The 20,096-nt window shown below is 48.5% G+C and carries 15 protein-coding genes; all 15 read right to left on the bottom strand.

Going from position 1 to position 20,096, the window contains the following annotated elements; all coding sequences use genetic code 11:
• Positions 1-206: 206 nt before the first annotated feature.
• Positions 207-2,063: an IucA/IucC family protein gene (locus tag ACE3MZ_RS11675; protein WP_411346599.1), complete on the bottom strand. Its 1,857-nt coding sequence runs from the start codon at positions 2,061-2,063 to the stop codon at positions 207-209.
• Positions 2,014-3,306, bottom strand: a complete 1,293-nt coding sequence (locus ACE3MZ_RS11670) for a type III PLP-dependent enzyme (protein WP_411346598.1) — start codon at positions 3,304-3,306, stop codon at positions 2,014-2,016. Before ACE3MZ_RS11670 ends, ACE3MZ_RS11675 begins: the two co-directional genes overlap by 50 nt.
• Positions 3,303-4,079, bottom strand: a complete 777-nt coding sequence (locus tag ACE3MZ_RS11665) for an HpcH/HpaI aldolase family protein (protein ID WP_411346597.1) — start codon at positions 4,077-4,079, stop codon at positions 3,303-3,305. Before ACE3MZ_RS11665 ends, ACE3MZ_RS11670 begins: the two co-directional genes overlap by 4 nt.
• Complete coding sequence (locus tag ACE3MZ_RS11660; protein WP_411346596.1) at positions 4,079-5,866, bottom strand: IucA/IucC family protein; 1,788 nt, start codon at positions 5,864-5,866, stop codon at positions 4,079-4,081. Before ACE3MZ_RS11660 ends, ACE3MZ_RS11665 begins: the two co-directional genes overlap by 1 nt.
• Before the next feature lie 5 nt (positions 5,867-5,871).
• Positions 5,872-7,851 (bottom strand): IucA/IucC family protein, encoded by a 1,980-nt coding sequence (locus ACE3MZ_RS11655; RefSeq protein ID WP_411346595.1) that lies wholly within the window; start codon positions 7,849-7,851, stop codon positions 5,872-5,874.
• Positions 7,820-9,262: an MFS transporter gene (locus ACE3MZ_RS11650; protein ID WP_411346594.1), complete on the bottom strand. Its 1,443-nt coding sequence runs from the start codon at positions 9,260-9,262 to the stop codon at positions 7,820-7,822. The genes ACE3MZ_RS11655 and ACE3MZ_RS11650 overlap by 32 nt, the downstream gene beginning before the upstream one ends.
• Positions 9,262-10,611 carry a diaminobutyrate--2-oxoglutarate transaminase gene (locus ACE3MZ_RS11645; RefSeq protein ID WP_411346593.1) on the bottom strand — a complete coding sequence of 450 codons (1,350 nt, stop codon included), beginning with the start codon at positions 10,609-10,611 and terminating at the stop codon, positions 9,262-9,264. The genes ACE3MZ_RS11650 and ACE3MZ_RS11645 overlap by 1 nt, the downstream gene beginning before the upstream one ends.
• A gap of 1 nt (position 10,612) precedes the next feature.
• On the bottom strand, positions 10,613-11,671 hold the full coding sequence (locus ACE3MZ_RS11640) for an ATP-grasp domain-containing protein (protein ID WP_411346592.1): 1,059 nt from the start codon (positions 11,669-11,671) through the stop codon (positions 10,613-10,615).
• Between the two features lie 591 nt (positions 11,672-12,262).
• On the bottom strand, positions 12,263-13,060 hold the full coding sequence (locus ACE3MZ_RS11635; RefSeq protein WP_411346591.1) for an IucA/IucC family C-terminal-domain containing protein: 798 nt from the start codon (positions 13,058-13,060) through the stop codon (positions 12,263-12,265).
• On the bottom strand, positions 13,032-13,850 hold the full coding sequence (locus ACE3MZ_RS11630) for an ABC transporter ATP-binding protein (protein WP_411346590.1): 819 nt from the start codon (positions 13,848-13,850) through the stop codon (positions 13,032-13,034). Before ACE3MZ_RS11630 ends, ACE3MZ_RS11635 begins: the two co-directional genes overlap by 29 nt.
• Before the next feature lie 23 nt (positions 13,851-13,873).
• On the bottom strand, positions 13,874-14,917 hold the full coding sequence (locus ACE3MZ_RS11625) for a FecCD family ABC transporter permease (RefSeq protein ID WP_411346589.1): 1,044 nt from the start codon (positions 14,915-14,917) through the stop codon (positions 13,874-13,876).
• On the bottom strand, positions 14,914-15,927 hold the full coding sequence (locus tag ACE3MZ_RS11620; protein WP_411346588.1) for a FecCD family ABC transporter permease: 1,014 nt from the start codon (positions 15,925-15,927) through the stop codon (positions 14,914-14,916). Before ACE3MZ_RS11620 ends, ACE3MZ_RS11625 begins: the two co-directional genes overlap by 4 nt.
• Before the next feature lie 151 nt (positions 15,928-16,078).
• Complete coding sequence (locus ACE3MZ_RS11615) at positions 16,079-17,062, bottom strand: ABC transporter substrate-binding protein (RefSeq protein WP_411346587.1); 984 nt, start codon at positions 17,060-17,062, stop codon at positions 16,079-16,081.
• A gap of 690 nt (positions 17,063-17,752) precedes the next feature.
• Positions 17,753-18,316 carry a hypothetical protein gene (locus ACE3MZ_RS11610; protein WP_411346586.1) on the bottom strand — a complete coding sequence of 188 codons (564 nt, stop codon included), beginning with the start codon at positions 18,314-18,316 and terminating at the stop codon, positions 17,753-17,755.
• Positions 18,309-20,084: a sensor histidine kinase gene (locus ACE3MZ_RS11605; protein ID WP_411346585.1), complete on the bottom strand. Its 1,776-nt coding sequence runs from the start codon at positions 20,082-20,084 to the stop codon at positions 18,309-18,311. The genes ACE3MZ_RS11610 and ACE3MZ_RS11605 overlap by 8 nt, the downstream gene beginning before the upstream one ends.
• Positions 20,085-20,096: the final 12 nt, after the last annotated feature.

The raw sequence follows: 20,096 nt of genomic DNA, 5'->3' as shown, positions 1-20,096 counted from the left end.
AGACAGTCGCAGAGTAGTGCGACTGTCTCTTTTTGTAAGTGATATTTAGCAATCATATCGATACATGACAGATGTAGTTCTCTGTATTGATGAATTGCACTATGAAAGATCTATTGTTCAACTATTGATATTGATTGACGTTCGATTGACGTTCGACTGATAGCAATCATGTTTGCAGATAGCGTCACCTGAATCTTACTACTAACCTACAACTGGTAAAACGGGTTGTGACCTTTGCCTTTGCCTGAAGGCATTGCACCGGGTACACCAGCTGCTTCTAGTAGCGGACGTACGATCAACTTGGTTGACCACTGCTCCGCTTCGAAAATGCACTGATGTAACAGCTTGCGATCCTCTGCTGGTACATCCACTGCATTCAGCGCCTGTTGCCACGATGACGATGTAATCTGCCAGAGCTGACGCTCATCCGCACCATATACTTCGCTCAGACTTTCCATAATAGCAGCCAGATTTACCTGGGTACCAAGCGATTGTACGTAGAAAATTAGCTTTTCCAGCGTTTTATTATACAAGCTGTTCGAATAGCCCGGACGAATATGATACTGCGGATCGGCGATGCCGTGCTTTTCTGTATATGGTGGATGCAGACGCACAGAATCATGATCACGGAACAACAAGCTGTGCGGAACACGGTCACGCAATACGACACAGCAATTTTGCCCATGAATCTCTGGTACGACACCAATTTTGAACAGGCGCATAACCACATCGTAGAACAATTCACTCAACTGACGGTAAACGTCTGTCGCTTCTGCCGCTGACAGCGAACGTCCAAACAGCCCAGTCAAAATATGCGTCCCGTTCATCTGCACACCCAGCGCTGCCATCGGTACGATGCGATATTGCTCATCCAGCAGTATCTCCGGGTACAAGCGCAGCTGTGCTGCCAGATGACGCGGATGATCATCATACAATCCCATATCAGACGGCATGTAGCCCCACCAATGGTTCTCATGACAGAGCCATACTGTATCCTGCAATTGTGGATCGCATTCCACTGCCTGTCGGAGCATTCGCTCGCCGGACAATCCATTCAATAGCTTCACAACTGGCAAGTACCGTGCTGCGCCGAGAGACAATACACTTACCGGTAGCTTGAGCATCGTCGTATTCGGCTGCTGTGGAGCCATAGAACGTAGCGAGGACGTCGCCTGTACTTGACCAGCTTCCGTTTTTAAAATAACGAGAATGCGCTGCTCCAATTCACTCGCAAATCGTGGAATGATCACATGCTTCAACTGCCACGGATGCACAGGTAGTAGACTATATTCTGCTGTGCTCAGATCAAGACGCTGTAATTCTGCATTCAGCGCTTGCTGCTCAGTACTGCTTAACAGATCAGTCAGCGACAAGGAACTGTCTTCTTTGCCTTGTTGAATATGGGTATGACGCACTGCCAACCAGCGAAGCGGAATGGATGTGCCAAATTCAGCGGCATAATCCAGACAATCCTGCTCGCTGAATCCTGTCTTCGCCTTGGACGACGGATGAAATGGACGATCTCGTAGCGCCGCCACCTGCTCAGCGTATACATACCATTCGTACGCCGATTGCGGCTGACGGTCAATCAGTGCCTGCAATGAGTCTGGATGTAGACTAAGCGATAATTGCTGTACAGCCGTGCGAATACCAGTAATAAAGTCCGCAACGCCCGGCTGAGCGAATTCTTCTGTAGTCAATGTGAATGACAGGATATGTTCAGCGATCAGACTGGCTTCGTGCAATGGCTGCCAGTCTGATTCCGTCGATGCTGTATTGCGAACATATACGGGGGAATTTGCTACCCATTCTCTCCCCAACCGAATGCTGTCAATAGCGAGAAAGAGTAGCTGATCAGACACATACAGCCATAGCTCTCCCTGTGCCTCTTGATCACTATACAGCTGCTGGATCTCCTGCGGTGCATCTTCCCATGGTATCCATTGTTTTTGATCCAGGGGGAAAAATTGCTCCGCTAAAAAAGAGTTCATCAAATCGCGGCAAATCTGCTGTTCAGCGATGTGTCTGCCAGATTGCGTTGCCGTCGTTGCCGATGATACCATGATCGCCGTCACTTCCTTTCGTTATGTAATAAAATTCAGGATGCGGATGTCCGAGGAAATCATGATGCGAGATCGTCCAGCAATACGCGCCAGACTTCACGAACACGATCAGATCACCAACCCGCAAATGATCCACCATAGCATCACTATGCATTCGATCCTTCGGTGTACACAGCTCACCGACTAGATGAACTGCCTGCTGACGAATTTCCGGTCGTGCACATGGAGCGTTCCAGTTCTCCGATGCCATTACTAGGAACGGATGGTTATGCCCCCATGACGCTGGCAAGCGATTATGATGCGTTCCTCCGCGCAGTACGGCAAAGTTCTGTTCATGCGATACTTTCAGATCGCTAACTTCAGCGACATAATATCCGTAATCCGCCACCACCATCCGTCCCGGCTCGAAGATCAGTCGCGCTTGCGGCAATAACTCTCGTAACGGCAACTCTGCCACCAGTGAAGTGAACAGCTTCCAGTCAAAGTCTGGTGTCTGCTCATCATAGGACACGCCGAATCCACCACCTGCGTTAATCAGCTCTAGCGGTTCCAGCTCATATTGCTGCTGCCACTGCGCTGCCTTTTGCATGTATAAACCTACCATCTCTGCATGCAGCGCCGCATCGGGATTGTTGGACAGAGAATGGAAATGGAATCCGCTCAGCTTCACCGCGCCCGCACCTTCTCCGATCACGATAGATAATGCTTCTTCCAGCAAGCCTTCATCCAGTCCGAACGGCGTGGCACGTCCCCCCATCGTAATCTTCGTCTGCGGCAATTCGCCGGAATGCAGATTGATTCGCAGCATAATACGCGTCGGCTCGATAAAAGTAGCTCCCTCTGTCGCCTGCAAACGTCGGGTGATATGAATAATCCGGCGCAGTTCGAGTAAGCTTTCCACATGCAAACAATATACATGCTGGCGAATCGCCTGCTCCAGTTCGTACTCCTTTTTACCGGGACCGCCGAACAGAATCGGTACATCGCGGCTAATCTCACGCACCTTCATCAGCTCACCAATCGAAGCAACCTCAAAGCCACCTACGAGTGGTAACAAACTACGAATAATGTGCGGATCAGGATTCGCCTTGATCGCATAAAATAACGAGCATTGTGTCGGTAAGCTTTGTAGCATGCCCTGTACATGTTCTTGCATCGATACGAGATCATACACGTACGCGCACACTGGCTCTCTGCTGCTATCCTGAATCTGTTGTATGACTTCTGTTACAGCTTGTCTCATGTCCAACCTCCCGAAGTACGGTATTGCTTGCGCTTGGTATGATACGCACGAAAGGCAGTATTGCGATCATCGCCCAGTACGAAGATGTGTACACCTCGTTCTCGCCAGCGCTGCATATCTTGCTCCTGCCGCGCAACAGTTGCATATGGCACATCGGCGGTACGGGCTGCTTCATATACTTGCTCTAGCGCCGCCATTACGTCAGGATGATCGGTCTGCCATGGTATACCGAGCGATTGCGATAGATCGGCAGCTCCTTCTAGCACAAAGCTCACCTGCGGATGACTCATAATCTCCAAGCTGCGCTCTACCCCAGTGGCACTCTCGATCATCGGAATCAGCATGATCTGCTCATTTGCCTGCTGTACATACTCCTGCAAGCTGTATTTGCCAAACGTTCCCGCCCGTCCGCTATTCAGACTACGCTGTCCTTCTGGATAGTAGTACATATACTGTACCGCTTCCTCGATCTGATCCAGACTCTCCACACTTGGCAGGACAATTCCCTGCGCACCGCTATCCAGCAATCGCAGCACATTCGTGCGTTCCAGCTGTCCGATTCGAACGAGCGGTGTAACGCCTACCAGTTCAGCAGCACGGATCATCTCCTCAACCTGCTCCAAACTGGTAGTCGTATGCTCACAGTCGATAATGACAAAATCATATTCCGCATGCCCGATCATCTCGATAATAATCGGATGCGGGATGGAGACGAACAGACCGAATATCGGCTGTCCATCTCGAATACTATCCAGCAATAGATGATTTCTCATTACCATTGCCCATCTCGCGCCTGCCGTAGCGGATTGCTGACACTGCGGAAATACAGCTCACTATCTCCGTATAAGCGTCGCTTGGTCATTTCCTCAATCAATGAATCCGGTGCAAACAGGTCATAATCTGCAAAGCGCTCATTGTACTGCGGATGCTGCTGCTGATAATCGCCAATCACGTCTGCGCACAATTTCCAGAATTCACGCTCTGGCAAGCCAAATTTCTCCATTGTCAATGCCAGCTCCGTTACGCAAATGAAGAAAAAGGCGTCATACGTATAATCCCGTACTTCCTCCGTTGTCTCCGCATGGATGAATGAATACCGGTTGAATTTGCGATGCGTTTCGGGAATGGGATGCAGCTCTGGTGCCCATTCGGGATGTAACAGTTGATCCGGCACATACCGCACGCCATCATGCAAGTCTTTGACGATGATACGCTTCGGCAGTCCTTGTTCCAGCACGAGAATGATGTTTTGCGCGTGACTTTCCAGCGCGATGCCATGAGCATACAGCAGATGCACAATCGGCAGAACGACGGTGCGCACCAGCTCGCGACTCCATGTACGTACGCCATGCCGTGCAATCACGTCGGCACAGAACGGTTCGCCGTCCGGCTGGATGAGCGATACCGCGTTGAGCGGCCACGCGTCTTCCCCTGCATGCAGCTTGGTGCTTACATTTTCCCGCCAGATCGTGCCGAGCGATCCATATGCGCTACCATACTGTAGCGTAGGCAACTCAGCATAACGGAAGGAAATACCCATGATTTCTTTTAAAATGTCAAAATCCAATTGCTGCAAATACGCATCCTGCGCAATCAAACGCTCCAGCCAGTCGCTGATCAACGGTGCGTTCTGCGTCGTATGATGTGCCAGAATACGACTGGTCGAGGTATTGGTCATATGCAGTGCCAGCTTGATATATGGCGCATCAGCATGACGGCGACTGGATAACGAACGGATGGACTGCTGCGCCCGATACGGTGTATCGCTATAGCCCAGTGCAATCAATTCATGCCGCGACAGTTGTCCAGTGAGTACCGGCTGAATGTGATGCTCCCATTGCCACGGATGCACAGGCAACAGCACATAATCCTTAACCGAATTGCCGGTTGCAGTGATTAACTGTTCAAACCGCGTCCCATCTTCTACTGTCAAATGCTGTTCAAGCAGCTGTTCATAGCTCACGCCCTGCGATAATGCGGTATCCGCCCATTGCCGTTGCGCCGCCACCCAGAATAGCTGTACATCGGCGTTGAACTCCGGTCCGTAAGCGGCATTATCTCGCAGTGAGAAGCCCAGACGCGACTTATAGCTTGGATGATACGGATGACCATCGGTCATATGACTTTCCAGCGCATCATAATGACGATCTTCTGCCGGGATACGTGCAGGCAGGTTGGCACGACACTGACTGTCTTTGGCAAGCGTCTCTAACAGCTCATGGATGAAATGCTGAACCCGTTCGCCCTCCAGCCGATGATGTACTACTTCTTCCAAAAATACATAGAGATCGGTGCACGGCTTGCCATTACGCTGAAGCGTGCGCTGCTCTATTTTCACCCGCCCAAAGCTCGCTTTCTGCTCTGCGATGCAGGTGTATGTAACCGTCTGTCCGTCTGCCGTCGTTCCGTCTGTCGTCCAGTGCTGGCCTTTGCATTGATAAGAAACGATGCCTTCAAACCAAAGTGCTTCCAGCGTCTGCCGCATAATCCGTTCCTGTACCTGTGTATACGCCGTCCACTGCTTACCCGGCAATGTCGTTACAAATCCGCTTGTTCCCATTACGCTCACTCCTCCGTTGACTTTAGCCTGTTGGTTACATATACATAATCCGGTGTATCGCCATGTCCTTGTAGACAACTGCGCAAATTCTGTTTCGCCAGAAACGCGTCCGTCTGTAACAAATATGCTGCAAATGTATTACCCGTTTGCTCTTGTTCCCGTTCGAGCAACGACTGTGCGATGCGCCAGTACTGCTGCTCCCGGCATCCGGTATCCCGCGCCAGCACATGAATGAGCGAACCGAGATGATTGACGATAAAATAGTACGTCGTACGGTTTCGCGCCGACTGTTGATCATAGAACAGATACTTGGGCTGCTGCGCACTGTTCAATACCGATGAAGCATATTGCTGGCTTTCCGCTTGATGATGCGGCTCCGCACTCATATTAGATTTGTCAGACGAAATGGATACGTGCTGTCGTCCATGCTGTTCCTCGACACTAACACCTTCCAGATCACGAATGATAAACTGCTTCGGCATCCCTTCATACAGCGTCACCAGCGTATTTTGCAAATGAGCTTCAAAATGAATCCCTTCCTGCTCGGCAATTCGTACAATCGGCAGCAGGGACAATTCCAGATAATCCTGCAACCATCGTTCCGCTTGTCGGATCAGTGCATCCGAAGTATGCTGTTGCCCGTTTATTTGCAAGGTTGGTACATTGTTCTGAACAGATGCTTTCAGCATGTTGACCAATTGAGATACACCGCCTGGCACATGACTCTCCACTAGACTGGACAGCACATACGTGCATGATGGATCAAATGCGATTGGTCGATAAGCGACAGTGAACAGGCGCGTCAACATCTCATCTGCAAATGTACACGTACCGATTCCTTTTTCATAAGCGATATGTGTACCTGCTTCCCCAGCAAAGCCATCTTTGTCCAATACATAGCGTGCCGCTTCCAGCGTACGCTTCATCTGTTCTTCGCTATTATTGCGCGTCAGATTGGTAATCTGGATATTGAGTGGCAGCTTCATATTGCAATTCATATCTGGTATATATACCGTACGTACCGAAGAAGTAGGATATGCCAGCGATCCAGCTGCACCAAGCGGAATCAGCATCCGTCGCTCCACATACTGCTGTACATCAGGCAATTGCTGCACATGTTCATATTGCCAAGGATGCATCGGCAATAGTGCATATTCATCTGCCTTGATGCCCGGTTGCGTACTTAGCAATTCCTGCAATAACGCATTCAATACCTGTACAAACTGAAGCTCCGCCTGTTCATCCACCCATTCTGTGTGATAACAATCCCGATGTACCGCCATATAACAGAGTTGAAAAGAAGCTCCCAGCTCCGGGCTATATCGTTGCTTGTCTTGCGCACCGAAACCGACCGTGCTTTTCGGAAACGGATGAAATGGATGCCCGCATACAAGCCCCTGTTCTGAAGTTTGATAGTCAGAAACATCGCGCTGCTTACTCTGCGCATACTGCATATATAGCGCCATATTACGTACACTATTATCCACCCGGCTCATAAATTGCCGTACAGCATCTGCCTTCACATCCTGATCCGCAGACAGCTCGGCAATGATCCAGCGTAGCAGCTGATAATGGCTGACTTGTGACGCTTGTTCCTGAGAATCGCCCGGTTGATGGGTCAGGAAGAACGCTGACTGCTGTGCAGGTACATATTTTCCTGATTGTGCTTCATCTTCCCAATCACCTTCCGCCGGCAGTCCCGATACCGCTTCGTTCCATGCTTGCTCTGTTGATCCATCGCCAGACCACAACAGCGACGCATATTCATGCTCGCCAGCTGCTGAATAGTACGACAGCTGCGCTTTGACCGTCATACCGCTATTCGGAAACCGGATCACTGCCGCCAGCGCTGCTTCATCTACGACAATCTGCTGTGGGCGCTCCTGTCCCAGTTCGCGGATGTAGCAGTTCAGCAGCAATTTGCAGGCATGTTGTCCGGCTAGATGCAGGCAATCAGGCTGTGGTTTGCTTATGATCTTCAACAATGATGCCAACCTTCTTTCTTGTTATGGTTAAAATAACCGGTAGTGTACAGAGCAGCAGCCCGCCAAGAATCATGAAAATCTCCCGCAATGCCGCCCACTGTGCGAGACTCGCCGATTGTCCGGCTGTCACCAGCATCTGCCACCGTGCATCGTAAAAGAGCGTCAGAATAATCAACGCAAAAGACGAAATCAACCGTTGCAGCGTCGTTGCCAGTGCTGATCCTTCATGCATATCCTCTTCCGGTAACGCCTGTAGCCCAATCGCTGATACACTCATACCAGATAAGCCCATTCCGATCCCACGCAATGCCATCAGCACGACGATAACCAGAACAGCGATCGTCGTGGTCATATCCGGCAACCAAGCAAACGCCATCAACGTCCCGGTTACAAGCAATGCACCCCAAGCGATAAACCGTCGCGATTGCCCCTTGTCCATCCATGTACCGCCAATCCACATAAACAGGCTCGTACCAATCGCTGTCGGCAGAAACATCATGCCTGACAATGATGGAGATAAGCCGAAGACCTGCTGAAATAATAGCGGTAGCGCAAAGATCGCACCGAACATCACACAATCTTGAATCGTGGAAATGAACACCGTCCATGCAAAAATTACATTTTGCCGCAACAATCTGTAACGAATCATCGGTTCATGGCGTCGATTCTCCACCCGCACGAAGAGTACTAGCGAAGATAGCCCGGCTACCAGCATGAGCCACGGCAACCAGACAGGCAGCCAAGTGGACGCGTGCAGCTGAATACCAAAGCTAAGCAGCGCAATTCCGCCAACCATCAGACCTAGGCTAGATAGCTGCACTGATTTGCGGCGTGCCGGCTCATACGGCTGAATGTATCGCCCACACCAGATCAACGCTCCAATTGCAAAGGGTACATTGAGCCAGAGCAGTAGATCCAGTCGCCCGAATTGAATAATAATGCCGCCCAGCGTCGGTCCGACCGCTGGAGCAATCATAAGCAGCATGCCCCATGCTCCGGTAATGCGTCCGCGCACCTCGGTGCCGTAATAATCAAATAGCAATACGAGCGATAGCGGAATCATCAGCCCTGCCGCTACACCGTGGACAAACCGTACAATCAGCATGACCGCCACATATGGATAGAACAGCGCACCTACAATCGAAAAAGAACCATACAGCACGATGCCGAGCATATACGTGCGCTTACGTCCCAGACGATCCACGATCAATGAAGCAACGGGCATCGTGAGTGTCATCGCCAGCATATATAGTGCAATAATCCAGCCACCAGTCAATGTGGATACGCGGTAGTACTGTACAAAATAGGGCAACAGCACATTAAACGCACTGTTCGTCAGCACCAGTGAAAAGGCACCGACCAGTATCGATCCTAGTACCGCATGTTGCCGCAACCGACTCATGAGCGACATTAGCGTGGATACTCCGCCAGCGCTTCATGTACAGAAGTCGTAAACAGCTCCAGCACCTTATCTGTTTCCTGCTCACCAATAACAAGCGGCGGCAAGAAGCGAATAACCGATGAATGACGTCCACCCACTTCGATGATCAATCCATTGGCAAAGCAGCGCTGCTGAATCTGTTCCGCCAGCTTGCCACTCGGCGGATAATGTCCAAGCCGATCCATGACAGCAGTGGTATCAACAATTTCAACGCCAATCATCAAGCCGCGACCCCGCACATCACCAAGCGAAGGCACACTCTCTTGCAGACTGCGCAACCGGTTCATGATCTGCTGTCCGCGTTCGCGCACATTGTCCATTACATGCTGTTCTTGAATATAGCGAAGCGTCGCCAGCCCTGTCGCCATTGCCATCTGATTGCCACGGAATGTGCCTGTATGTGCACCCGGCTGCCAGCGATCTAGTTCATCGCGATACATGATCACCGACATTGGCAGGCTGCCACCGACTGCTTTGGAGCAGATGATAACGTCCGGCACAATACCTGCATGTTCAAACGAGAACATTTTGCCTGTCCGTCCAAATCCAGTCTGCACTTCGTCAATGATTAGCGGAATGCCACGCTCTGCTGTAATCCGGCGCAGCTCCTGCAACCAGCGAATATTCGCTGGAATCGCGCCACCTTCGCCCTGAACCGTTTCCACAATGACACCACATGGTGCAGCAATACCACTCTCACAATCGTCCAGCAAGTTCTCGATGTACTGCGCACTTAGCTGTGCTGTCATCTCACCACCAACACCAAATGGGCACCGATACTCATACGGGAATGGCAGGAAATGCACATCCGGCAGCAGACTTTGCAGATGTTGCTTCTTGCTCAAATTACCGCTCATTGCCATCGTTGCTTGCGTCGAACCGTGATAACTACCTTGAAAAGCAAGAATGGAACGCCCACCAGTTGCCGTTTTCACCAGCTTGATCGCTGCTTCTACTGCATCTGCACCAGTCGGTCCGCAAAACTGGATTTTGGCATGATCTCTCATTTCCATTGGCAATAAGGAAAATAGTTCTTCCATAAATGCTAACTTCAACGGCGTCGCCAGATCCAGCGTATGTAAAGGAATCTGCTGCTCCAGCACGTCTCGAATCGCCTCCACAACCACATCATGATTATGTCCCAGCGCCAGCGTTCCTGCTCCAGCAAGGCAATCGTAATACTGCCGTCCTTCCGTATCTGTCACCATCATGCCTTTTGCCTTGCTGATTATAAGTGGAAAATGGCGTGGATATGCGCGTGCATTCGATTCCTTTTGCTCCTGCATTTTCAAATAACGACTTTGTAGTTCCAGTGACATATTAATGTACACTCCTTTGTAGGTTTGAACTCGTCGTAACGGGTTCATTGACTTGTTGATTGAATACATATTCGACGTACTGATGTGCGACATCTCGGCTTTGTCCCTCATACGGATAGACATGAAATACAAAATCCGGCAAAGCATTCACTTCCAATATACCTCCACAATCCGAAGTTAAAGGAATTGAAATGTCGTTACAACGAATATCGATACCAGCTACGTCAATATTCAGGATCTGTGCGGCGCGAATAGCCAGCTTCACATTATGGGCATGTAGCTCGTCTGTACAGTCGCGTGAGAATTCGCTTACTTTACCGATCTCGGTATGTTCTAGCGAATACAATGTAACGATACAGCCTGCTGCTGGCACAGTGCTCAGCTCATATCCCTGCGCTGTTAACGACGTTGTAATCGCTGGATCATCAGGCTGTAGCATGTTGAACAAGGTTAACGGTCCAATCTCTGTCTGCCGCAGATGCTGACGATTCAATTCAGCGAGATGTTCTCCAATCGTTCGTTGACCATCACCAACCAGATATGCAGGTAAGTATTCAGTCGCTGCTACGACTTTGCCGTCGATCACCAGCACTCGATAATCGTTACCTTGCACATACTGTTGCAGCATTATCTGTTGGCTGAATACTGCCGCATCCTGTATCGCTTCTGCCAATTGCTGCGGCGTACGCACATCAAGGGTTACTCCATTGCTACCACTCGCATCCAGCGGCTTCACAACGAGTGAATGTCCCGCTGCGGATATAGATGCCAGAAACGATAATGCCTGCTCATTGTTTTCGCCAACGACAATATGAGCAGGTACAGGTAATCCTTGCTCTGATAGCAGTTGATTCGCAGCCTGCTTGTTTTTGGCAAGTAATCCCGATATGAGCGGTAAGCGATGGGAGCGAGTTTTATTAATGACGATACTCATATTCTGCTTCGTCAATTTCATAAAATCCTCGCAACCCGGAACTAGCAGCTCACACTGTATTCCCAGCTCATCGGCGGCTTTAGCAATCAACCGATTTTGCAGGTTTTGCATTTCTGTAAAATGCACAGCATATCTCCTCCAGTTTTATAATGATAATGATTATCAGTATCAGCAATTCGATTCCTATCTTATAAGATGCGTGATATAGTTGTCAACAATCAACTTTTTAGGGAATCTAAGAGATATATGGATTTTATAAGAAAATCACAGCAAAATCGGGATAAAACGCTATATGCGAAAATATATATTTTGTAAACGAATATGTGAACATATTGTAAACGCGATAATTCGTTGTTTGTCGAATATCATTCTTTTGTGTCGACAAGCTTTTATTTCGCCTGAATGTTAAAACGTGAATGATGCGAATCTGCATCTGCCTTGTATCTGCAACATATTGCGCTTTGACCAACATACAAGACGGTATCTCAGCAACACTTGGTCAACGTCAGAACCATCTCCACATAGCATCATCAATCGCCGTATAGAGAGCGCCCTGACTACTGACTCAAGCATAAGCATATAGATACACACCGCATAGTATCCGTGAAAAAGCAACATGTTTTAGAAGAATATTCACAAGTGTACAAGCCTTCCATAAAGCCTGTTGAATGACAATTGATCACAAACAAACGAACAAATAGACCTACCTATCGTATATCAGCAGCTCACTGCACCATGCTTCAGCTTCGGACAGGTAGGACAATAATCATCCGGTTCATCTGCTGCCAGATAATACAAGCAGCATGTTTTCCGCACACGAATCGGCGTTTCCGATACCAATGTAGTACGTTTGGGCGTATTGAAGGTATGAAGCGGATTTTTGCGTTCGCCAAATAGTATCGCTGGCGCATCATGCAGCAGATAATGGAAATCCTCCTTCACCCGCTCCAATTCTTCACCCTCCGCTTCTTCCGCAAACGAATTCTCATACAGCCAATACACATATATCGCCGTATTTTCCCACAAGACCGCCTTTGACACACCTGTATGCTGAGATAATGCCGACCAGACCTTTGCCAGATTATCAGCAAACATACGTCGGATCAGCTCATCTCGCCACATATGTCGCTGTCCCGGCTCAGGCATCGTTACGGATCGATCATGCAGCAGTACACGCGGCAGCCACGCTTCGCCTTTACGATACGAATCAAGCGTACAATTTTCTAGGGTCAGATCGAGTGCCTTATTGTAGCGCGACATAGCAAACAACCCTGCCGCAATCGTCAAATACGCATACCGTTTCGCGAATAATGATACATTTGCCTTCATGGAATCCGTCTCAAAAATCTCACCAGCGATCCGCTGCAAATACGGTTCACTTACCTCCGATTGCAGCAGATCACGACAAACAAGCGAAAGTGACGGATCGTCTCCCGGCTCCAATGCCAGTCGATATTGCGAAGTTAATACATCCAGCTCATGCGGTTCAAATCTGTGGTGTGACTGCTGGATCATGCAGACGACGCCCCCTTCCGTGCGGAATACAGAGCGGTGTACCAAACAGCGGATCTACCGCAATCTCGCATTCCATATGGAATACTTGCCGTACGAGCTCCTGATTAATAATCTCCTCCGGCTTGCCCTGAGCGAAAATATTACGATTCTGCACCGCCACAATATGATGCGCATAACGACATGCCAGATTCAGATCATGCAGTACCATGACAATCGTACGCCCTTCCTGTTCATTCAGCTCAAACATCAAATCCAGAATCTCAATCTGATGCGTCATATCCAGATACGTTGTCGGCTCGTCCAGTAGTAGCGTTTCCGTTCCTTGTGCCAGTGTCATAGCAATCCATGCCCGTTGACGCTGACCACCAGACAGTGCATCCACGGGACGATCCGACATCTCAGTCAGACGCGTTGCTTGCAGCGCCTGCTGCACCATTTGCTCGTCTTCGCGCGACCATTGCTTGAGCCAGCTCTGATGCGGATAACGTCCCTGGCGTACGAGCTGATTCACCGTCAGCCCTTCCGGCGCAGTTGGTCCCTGTGGCAAAATAGACATCCGCCGCGACACTTCTTTGGTCGGTAGACGCGCAATATCCTCACCATCCAGCAGTACCGAGCCAGAGCGCGACTTGAGCAGACGCGCCATCGTACGCAGTAGCGTCGATTTGCCGCAGCCGTTACTACCAATCAGTACTGTGATTTGCCCGGACGGAATGGTCAGATTCAGATTCTCAATAACAGGAGCGGCGCCATAGGTGATTGTTAATTCTTTCGCTTCCAGTATACTCATCGTTGTTCCTCCTCGGCGAAATGTTAATATTGATTACGATTGCGGAATAGCAAATATAGGAAAAATGGTGCACCAACACCAGCGGTAAATACACCAGCTGGTACATCCAGCGGAACAAACAGCGTGCGCCCGATCAGATCGGCGGCAAATACAACCAATGCCCCAACTAGCCCTGATACGATCAACAGACTGCCAAACATACGTCCAACGAGACGACGCGCAATATGCGGTGCCATCAGACCCGCGAATCCAATCGTTCCCGCTACTGCTACTGCGATTCCCGCCAGCAGAACACTGCATCCGAGCAGCAATAGTCGATGTAGCTGCACCGTCACACCAAGACCAGTTGCCAGATCGTCGCCAAATTCCTGCGCATTCAGACTGCGAGCAAGCCACAGCGCTGCCGGAACAGCGATGACCAGCATCGGCCAGATCGTATTCACATCTGTCCATGTCGCTCCGTATATGCTTCCGGTTAGCCACACATACGCCTGCCCTGCCGTATAAAAAGGGCTGATAATCAGCATAAAGGTCGTTGCTGCGCCTGTAATCGCAGAGACTCCAATCCCGATCAGCACGAACCGAATCGGCGTAACTCCTGATTTCCATGACAGCATATAAATAATTAACGCCGTCACCAGTGCGCCTACGATCGCAAACAGTGGCAGCATTTTAATACTGATTGCACCGCCTAGCAAAGTAACAAATCCAACTGCCGCTACTGCTGCACCACCGGTAATACCGATTACATCAGGCGAAGCTAACGGATTACGAATAATCCCTTGCAAAATCGCACCCGACATTCCCAATGCGAGTCCAACCAATAGCGATAAGAGCACCCGTGGAAACCGCAGCGTCAATACGACAAAATCGTTATCACCGTTATCTAGCCCAAGAATGCTGCGTAGTACATCCAGCGGCGCAATATAATCGCTACCCAGACTAGTGCCTAGTACTGCCGCTATGCACACAAGCACGAGTAGAATTAGCATGATGCCCAGCGAACGCTTATCTAGCTGAAGCGAGAACCCATTCCCACGGCTACGTAGTACAAATGTCTTTTTCATATCCGGGTCACCTCCTTGCGGGCAATATAAATGAAGAACGGCCCGCCAATCAGCGCCGTCATAACACCAAGCGGTAGCTCAGACGGTGAAATAATCAACCGTGCAACCACATCCGACAGCAGCAATAGAATACCGCCACCGAACAGACAATACGGTACTAACCAGCGATAATCATTGCCCACTAGCGACCGCATCAGATGTGGAACAACTAGCCCGACCAGCCCGACAGCACCAGCGACCGACACCGCACTGCCGGCAAGCAGAACGGTCACCAGACCCATAAGCAGCTTAACAACGAGTACATTTTGCCCCATACCCCGTGCAATATCATCACCAGTTAATAGCAGATTCACCGCTCGACCGATACCAAGCGAGATCACTGCGGCAATCCCCATATACGGAAGCACCGGGTACAGCATCTCCAATGAGCGATTGCTGACAGAACCAGCCAGCCAGAACAATACATCCTGCAAACCAGTACCGTCCAAAACAAGAATGCCCTGCGTAAAGGAGGAAAACAAAGCCGTCATCGCCGTACCTGCCAATACAATCTTGATCGGCGTCAACCCATCGCGTCCAATCGAGCCAAGCATATATACGATAATTGCCGATACGGCTGCTCCGGCGAATCCAAACCACATTAGAGCTGTCAATGCTCGAATGGAAAATACAACAATAGCAATGACAATGAAGAAAATCGCACCAGCATTAATACCGAATACACTTGGCGAAGCAAGCGGATTACGTGTTAGCGCCTGCATCATCGCACCAGCAACTGCCAGACTTGCGCCTACCGCCGCAGCGATCAATGTACGCGGCAAACGTTCCGTTTTCAAAATGACATCCGGAATAGACTGCGGATCGTACTGGGTAAACGTATGGATCAGATCGCTCATCGTAATCGGCGTCCGTCCAAAGATCATACTCGCCATGCCGGAAGCTACACAGACGATCGCCAGCAGCAGCATTCCGAATAGTCTGGATTTGTTCGTTTTCAATAACGGAAACATAGACTCACTCTCTCATGTAATAATCTCCAATCCAAACCGCAATCCGGATCATACTTCCATGTCATGAAAAAAAGGGCGTCCGTCCGGTGGTAAGTAACATCGACCTATACACCGTCCGAACAGTCCCCTTATTTGCTTTGGCATTTCATGTTTAATTTAATTTGAGCTGCTTGTACAGGTCATCCAGCAGCAGATTGGCTGATTTGTAGCCGCCTGCCATGTTCCACAGAATTTCATCAACCTGATATACCTGATTTTTCTTCACAGCATCCAGATTGGCCCAAAGGGGACTGCTGGTCCAGTCGTTATACAATTTTACTGTTTCCGAGCTAGTCTTATCGTAGTTAAAATTAAAGATCATATCCGCGTTCAGATCCGGGATGCTTTCTTTGGAAGTCAGCTCCGCGCCCCAATCCTCATCATTTTGTCCGGCAGGTCTTGTGAAGCCAAGATCCTTCAGAATGATCCCTGCATAACTGAGGTAGTAAACACGAACTTCGTCTTCACGGAAGTTAATGATGTTGGCAACAATCGGCAAACGGTCGCCCATTTTCTGTTTGAAATCGGCTGTACGTTTATCCCAATCTGCCATCAATTGGTTCGCTTGATCCTCATGATCAGACGCTTCGCCAATAAGTTTTACGCCTTCTTTCCAATCGTACAGTTTATCCGTTACGATCGTTGGAGCAATCTGCGACAGTTGATCATAAATGTCTTCATGACGCGTTTTGGTCGCGATGATCAAATCCGGTTTTAGCTTATGTATTTCCTCCAGATTCGGTTGAGTTTCCTGACCTACTTGTTGCACATCGCCCAGATCGGCTTTCAGATAGTCGTAGACCGGCTGTTGCTCCCAAGATTCGACTACACCAACAGGCTTGATTCCCAGTGATACAACGATATCATTGGCGCCTTGATATAACGTAACAATACGCTTGGGCGTACCAGTAATGGTCGTCTCACCCATTGCGTGTTTGATGACTCGCGTGTTTGCTGAAGCTTCCGTACTGCTACCTTGTTCGCCAGAAGCATTTGCGGACTCCCCTGTATTTGTGCCAGAAGCACAGCCTGCCAGCATAATCAGCACGAATAATAATGCCATCATTCCAGCGACCGATTTTTGAAGCCTGAACATGATTTGTATTCCCCCTATAGCGTAATTGATATTGAATCTCATTATCGTTTGTAATTGTAGAGGAAACAGGAACTTTTTTCAAGCGCTTTATTTCCGTATTTAGAGAGAAATAGGTAAGTATGTAAGCCAAATGTACGATACTGCGGTTTTGTATGTGTGTGAAAAGGAATGTTCGATGGTCGGAAATAAGGGGATGTTAGGTTGCCGTATATCATAGTAGAAACCTGATTTTCTTCTTAATTAAGAACGATATATATCATTTAAGTTTACATAACTTTTATTATGTTAATATGGATAGTTTTTATACTCCTCTTGCATACATAGGTAGAATGTTAGACCGTTTCCAATTCCCTTTCATATAAAAATAAAGAATTGCTATTGTATATACTTTGATTAGCCCGATCACACTACTACACTATTTAAAATCCACTTTGTATTTTGCTTAAAACGGATTATCATTGACCAAATGAAATTAATTGCAAAATAAAATCATACCCTCCTTTAAACCATTTACAGAAAAATTACTTCTATTATAATAGTAACTTCCATTCACCCATAGTATGTAATCTTTAATATTTCAGTTCCAAATCACCAACGCTATAGAACGAGAACTTGAGCAGACAATCATTGTCTCTTTAAATATACAAAAATGCTCCATCCTCTCATCAGGACGAAGCATCTTCATTTCCATCACTTCAGCGTTAGCTTTTTCTCCCAAGATAGTTCATTTCCGGAATCATTGGTGAACGTAAATGATACGGTACCCTGCTCGCCTTTTCTAGATTCAGGATACAAGAATCCAGAAAATTGTCCGTCCCCACTAATGTAGAATGAACCTTGCTCTGGACCACCGCTCCCACCATTCTCCACCGCTTGTTCATAGGTATTGACGATCGCTTTGCCTTTACCTGTCCAAGTCATTTTATCCAGATGATATCCTTTTGGTAGACGATTGATAAAGAAATCAAAACTCCCGGCATTTTCGATGGGTTTTTCCGATTGATCAATAATTATAAGAATATCGTCCGAACTGGCAGATGGATCGCTGGCTGTAGCAGCTTCATTATTATCATTCGTCTCGGTTGCCGATTCTGTTGATTCATTGGATGCTGAGGAGGAATTGGCACTTCCTTGCTGCTCAGTCGTGGAAGTTTGAGGTGCGGCAGTCGTGTTTTCCGTCTGTTTGCCACAACCACTTACAAGTACAACACCTGCTAGCAGCACACATGCTGCTGGAATCGTCATTTTATTCATCTATCTCCCTCGTCTCTCTATCGATTGGCGCTTGCTTCAACGTAAAACGGAATGCCACGCCATTCTCTGTATTATTAACCTCATATCGACTCTCATGTAATTCAAAAATATGCTTCACAATCGCTAATCCTAGCCCGGTTCCGCCAGTTTTGCGATCTCTTGAACGTTCAGCACGGTAAAATTGATCCCAGATTCGCTCCAGATCCTGAGCAGGAATTGGGTCACCTTCATTCTCGATCGCAATCTCTACCTCTTCATCGTTCACCACTTGCCAATCGACTGTAATCGTACCACTTTCGTGAGTATGACGCACGGCGTTGCTGAGCAGATTCAATAGCACCTGATCGATTCTTCTTGGATCTGCATTCACCCATAGTGTCTCGTCCCCAGATGTTACAACTCGCAGATGACGACTTTCCAGCTGCGGCGCAAACGAATACAACAGCGCTTGAATATGCCGCACAATATCGATAGATTGTGATTTGAGCTTCACTGCTTTCACTTCAAAACGCGACAGCTGAAGCATATCCATGATCAAGGCATTCATGCGGTCGGTTTCGGTAACGATTAACTGGACATAGCGTTCACGTTTATCAGCAGCAACGTCATCCTGCAAACCTTCGGCAAAGCCTTTGACGATGCCGAGCGGCGTTTTTAATTCATGCGAAATGTTGGCAATTAGCTCTTTGCGAAGCTGTTCGGCACGATTCTTCTCTTCCATCTCATGACTCAACGCCTCATTCGTTTCAGATAACTTGCGCAATGCAGCATCCAGATTATGGCGGAGTGTGTCCAGATTGCGAGATAACTCGCCAAATTCATCTTTGGACTGTAAGGAGTGATTGCTCAGTGGCTGAAAGTCCAGTCTCGCCATACGCGCAGATGTACGACTAAGCTGTAATAGCGGACGAGATAGCAACCGGGAATAAAGGAACGATAACAGCAACAGAATGACCGCAATAATCGGAGCCAAGTATAAATAATATCGCTGTAGCAACATAGATGCTTCTCCAACCGGTTGCAAAGAAGATAACGAAAGCGCATAGTTCGTTTTACCGTCGCTTCCTGTTACTGGCAAGATAATCATCGCATACGTAACGCCACTCCATGGATCTGTCCATTCCGATTGCACCGTGTTATCTACCTTTAATTGTTGGATATCCGCATCAGGATGAGTATTCCGCCAAGCAATGAAGGCATTGTCGACCAGTGTATTCGTATAAAATGGACTCAGTTCTTGCCCCTGCGGCAGTACCAAATCGGTAATTGTTCCTTCAATCCGCGTTAAACCCTGATCCGGATTCGGCGTTTGTGGTTGCAAGGTCGAAGGCTGCATAATCGTATCCTTCTGATCCATATATATGCCATCTACCTTGAGCGTAGCACCAATCTGTAAATCAGGAGGTACATCTCCAATCGTAGTTCCCAGTGAGGAAAATAGCAGCGACACCTGCTTATCCTTCGTTTGCAGTGTAATGAAGTATGGATCTTGACTACGGCGTTGTAGATCTGTATCATAAATCGCCAACGCTGCTCGATTGTCATTGCTAAATTGCCCCAGAATGCGCGCTGCTGCTACCGGATCGTCTCCTTGTTCTGCATACTGCTTGCCGAACGTGTGCATACTTTGCTCCAGATCATGCACCTTGACTGTCCGATAAAACTTGTCAAAAAATAATCCCTGCGCCAGCAAAATCAGAGCAAATATACCAATCGTCACTGCGGATGTGACGACAAACAACTTGAACACGATACCCCTTTTTTTCACGATTGCTGTCCC

This window comes from Paenibacillus sp. WLX1005, from assembly GCF_046603685.1.
GTDB lineage: Bacteria > Bacillota > Bacilli > Paenibacillales > Paenibacillaceae > Saccharibacillus.
Note: the sequence above shows the minus strand (reverse complement) of the source record. Positions and strands in the feature narration are given on the sequence as shown.

Coding starts and splice junctions, on each gene's coding strand:
- ACE3MZ_RS11635 (WP_411346591.1), bottom strand. CDS start 13,060: ATGATCCAGCAGTCACACCACAGATTTGAACCGCATGAGCTGGATGTA.
- ACE3MZ_RS11610 (WP_411346586.1), bottom strand. CDS start 18,316: ATGAATAAAATGACGATTCCAGCAGCATGTGTGCTGCTAGCAGGTGTT.
- ACE3MZ_RS11660 (WP_411346596.1), bottom strand. CDS start 5,866: ATGGGAACAAGCGGATTTGTAACGACATTGCCGGGTAAGCAGTGGACG.
- ACE3MZ_RS11675 (WP_411346599.1), bottom strand. CDS start 2,063: ATGGTATCATCGGCAACGACGGCAACGCAATCTGGCAGACACATCGCT.
- ACE3MZ_RS11645 (WP_411346593.1), bottom strand. CDS start 10,611: ATGTCACTGGAACTACAAAGTCGTTATTTGAAAATGCAGGAGCAAAAG.
- ACE3MZ_RS11650 (WP_411346594.1), bottom strand. CDS start 9,262: ATGTCGCTCATGAGTCGGTTGCGGCAACATGCGGTACTAGGATCGATA.
- ACE3MZ_RS11630 (WP_411346590.1), bottom strand. CDS start 13,850: ATGAGTATACTGGAAGCGAAAGAATTAACAATCACCTATGGCGCCGCT.
- ACE3MZ_RS11625 (WP_411346589.1), bottom strand. CDS start 14,917: ATGAAAAAGACATTTGTACTACGTAGCCGTGGGAATGGGTTCTCGCTT.
- ACE3MZ_RS11670 (WP_411346598.1), bottom strand. CDS start 3,306: ATGAGACAAGCTGTAACAGAAGTCATACAACAGATTCAGGATAGCAGC.
- ACE3MZ_RS11665 (WP_411346597.1), bottom strand. CDS start 4,079: ATGAGAAATCATCTATTGCTGGATAGTATTCGAGATGGACAGCCGATA.
- ACE3MZ_RS11620 (WP_411346588.1), bottom strand. CDS start 15,927: ATGTTTCCGTTATTGAAAACGAACAAATCCAGACTATTCGGAATGCTG.
- ACE3MZ_RS11615 (WP_411346587.1), bottom strand. CDS start 17,062: ATGTTCAGGCTTCAAAAATCGGTCGCTGGAATGATGGCATTATTATTC.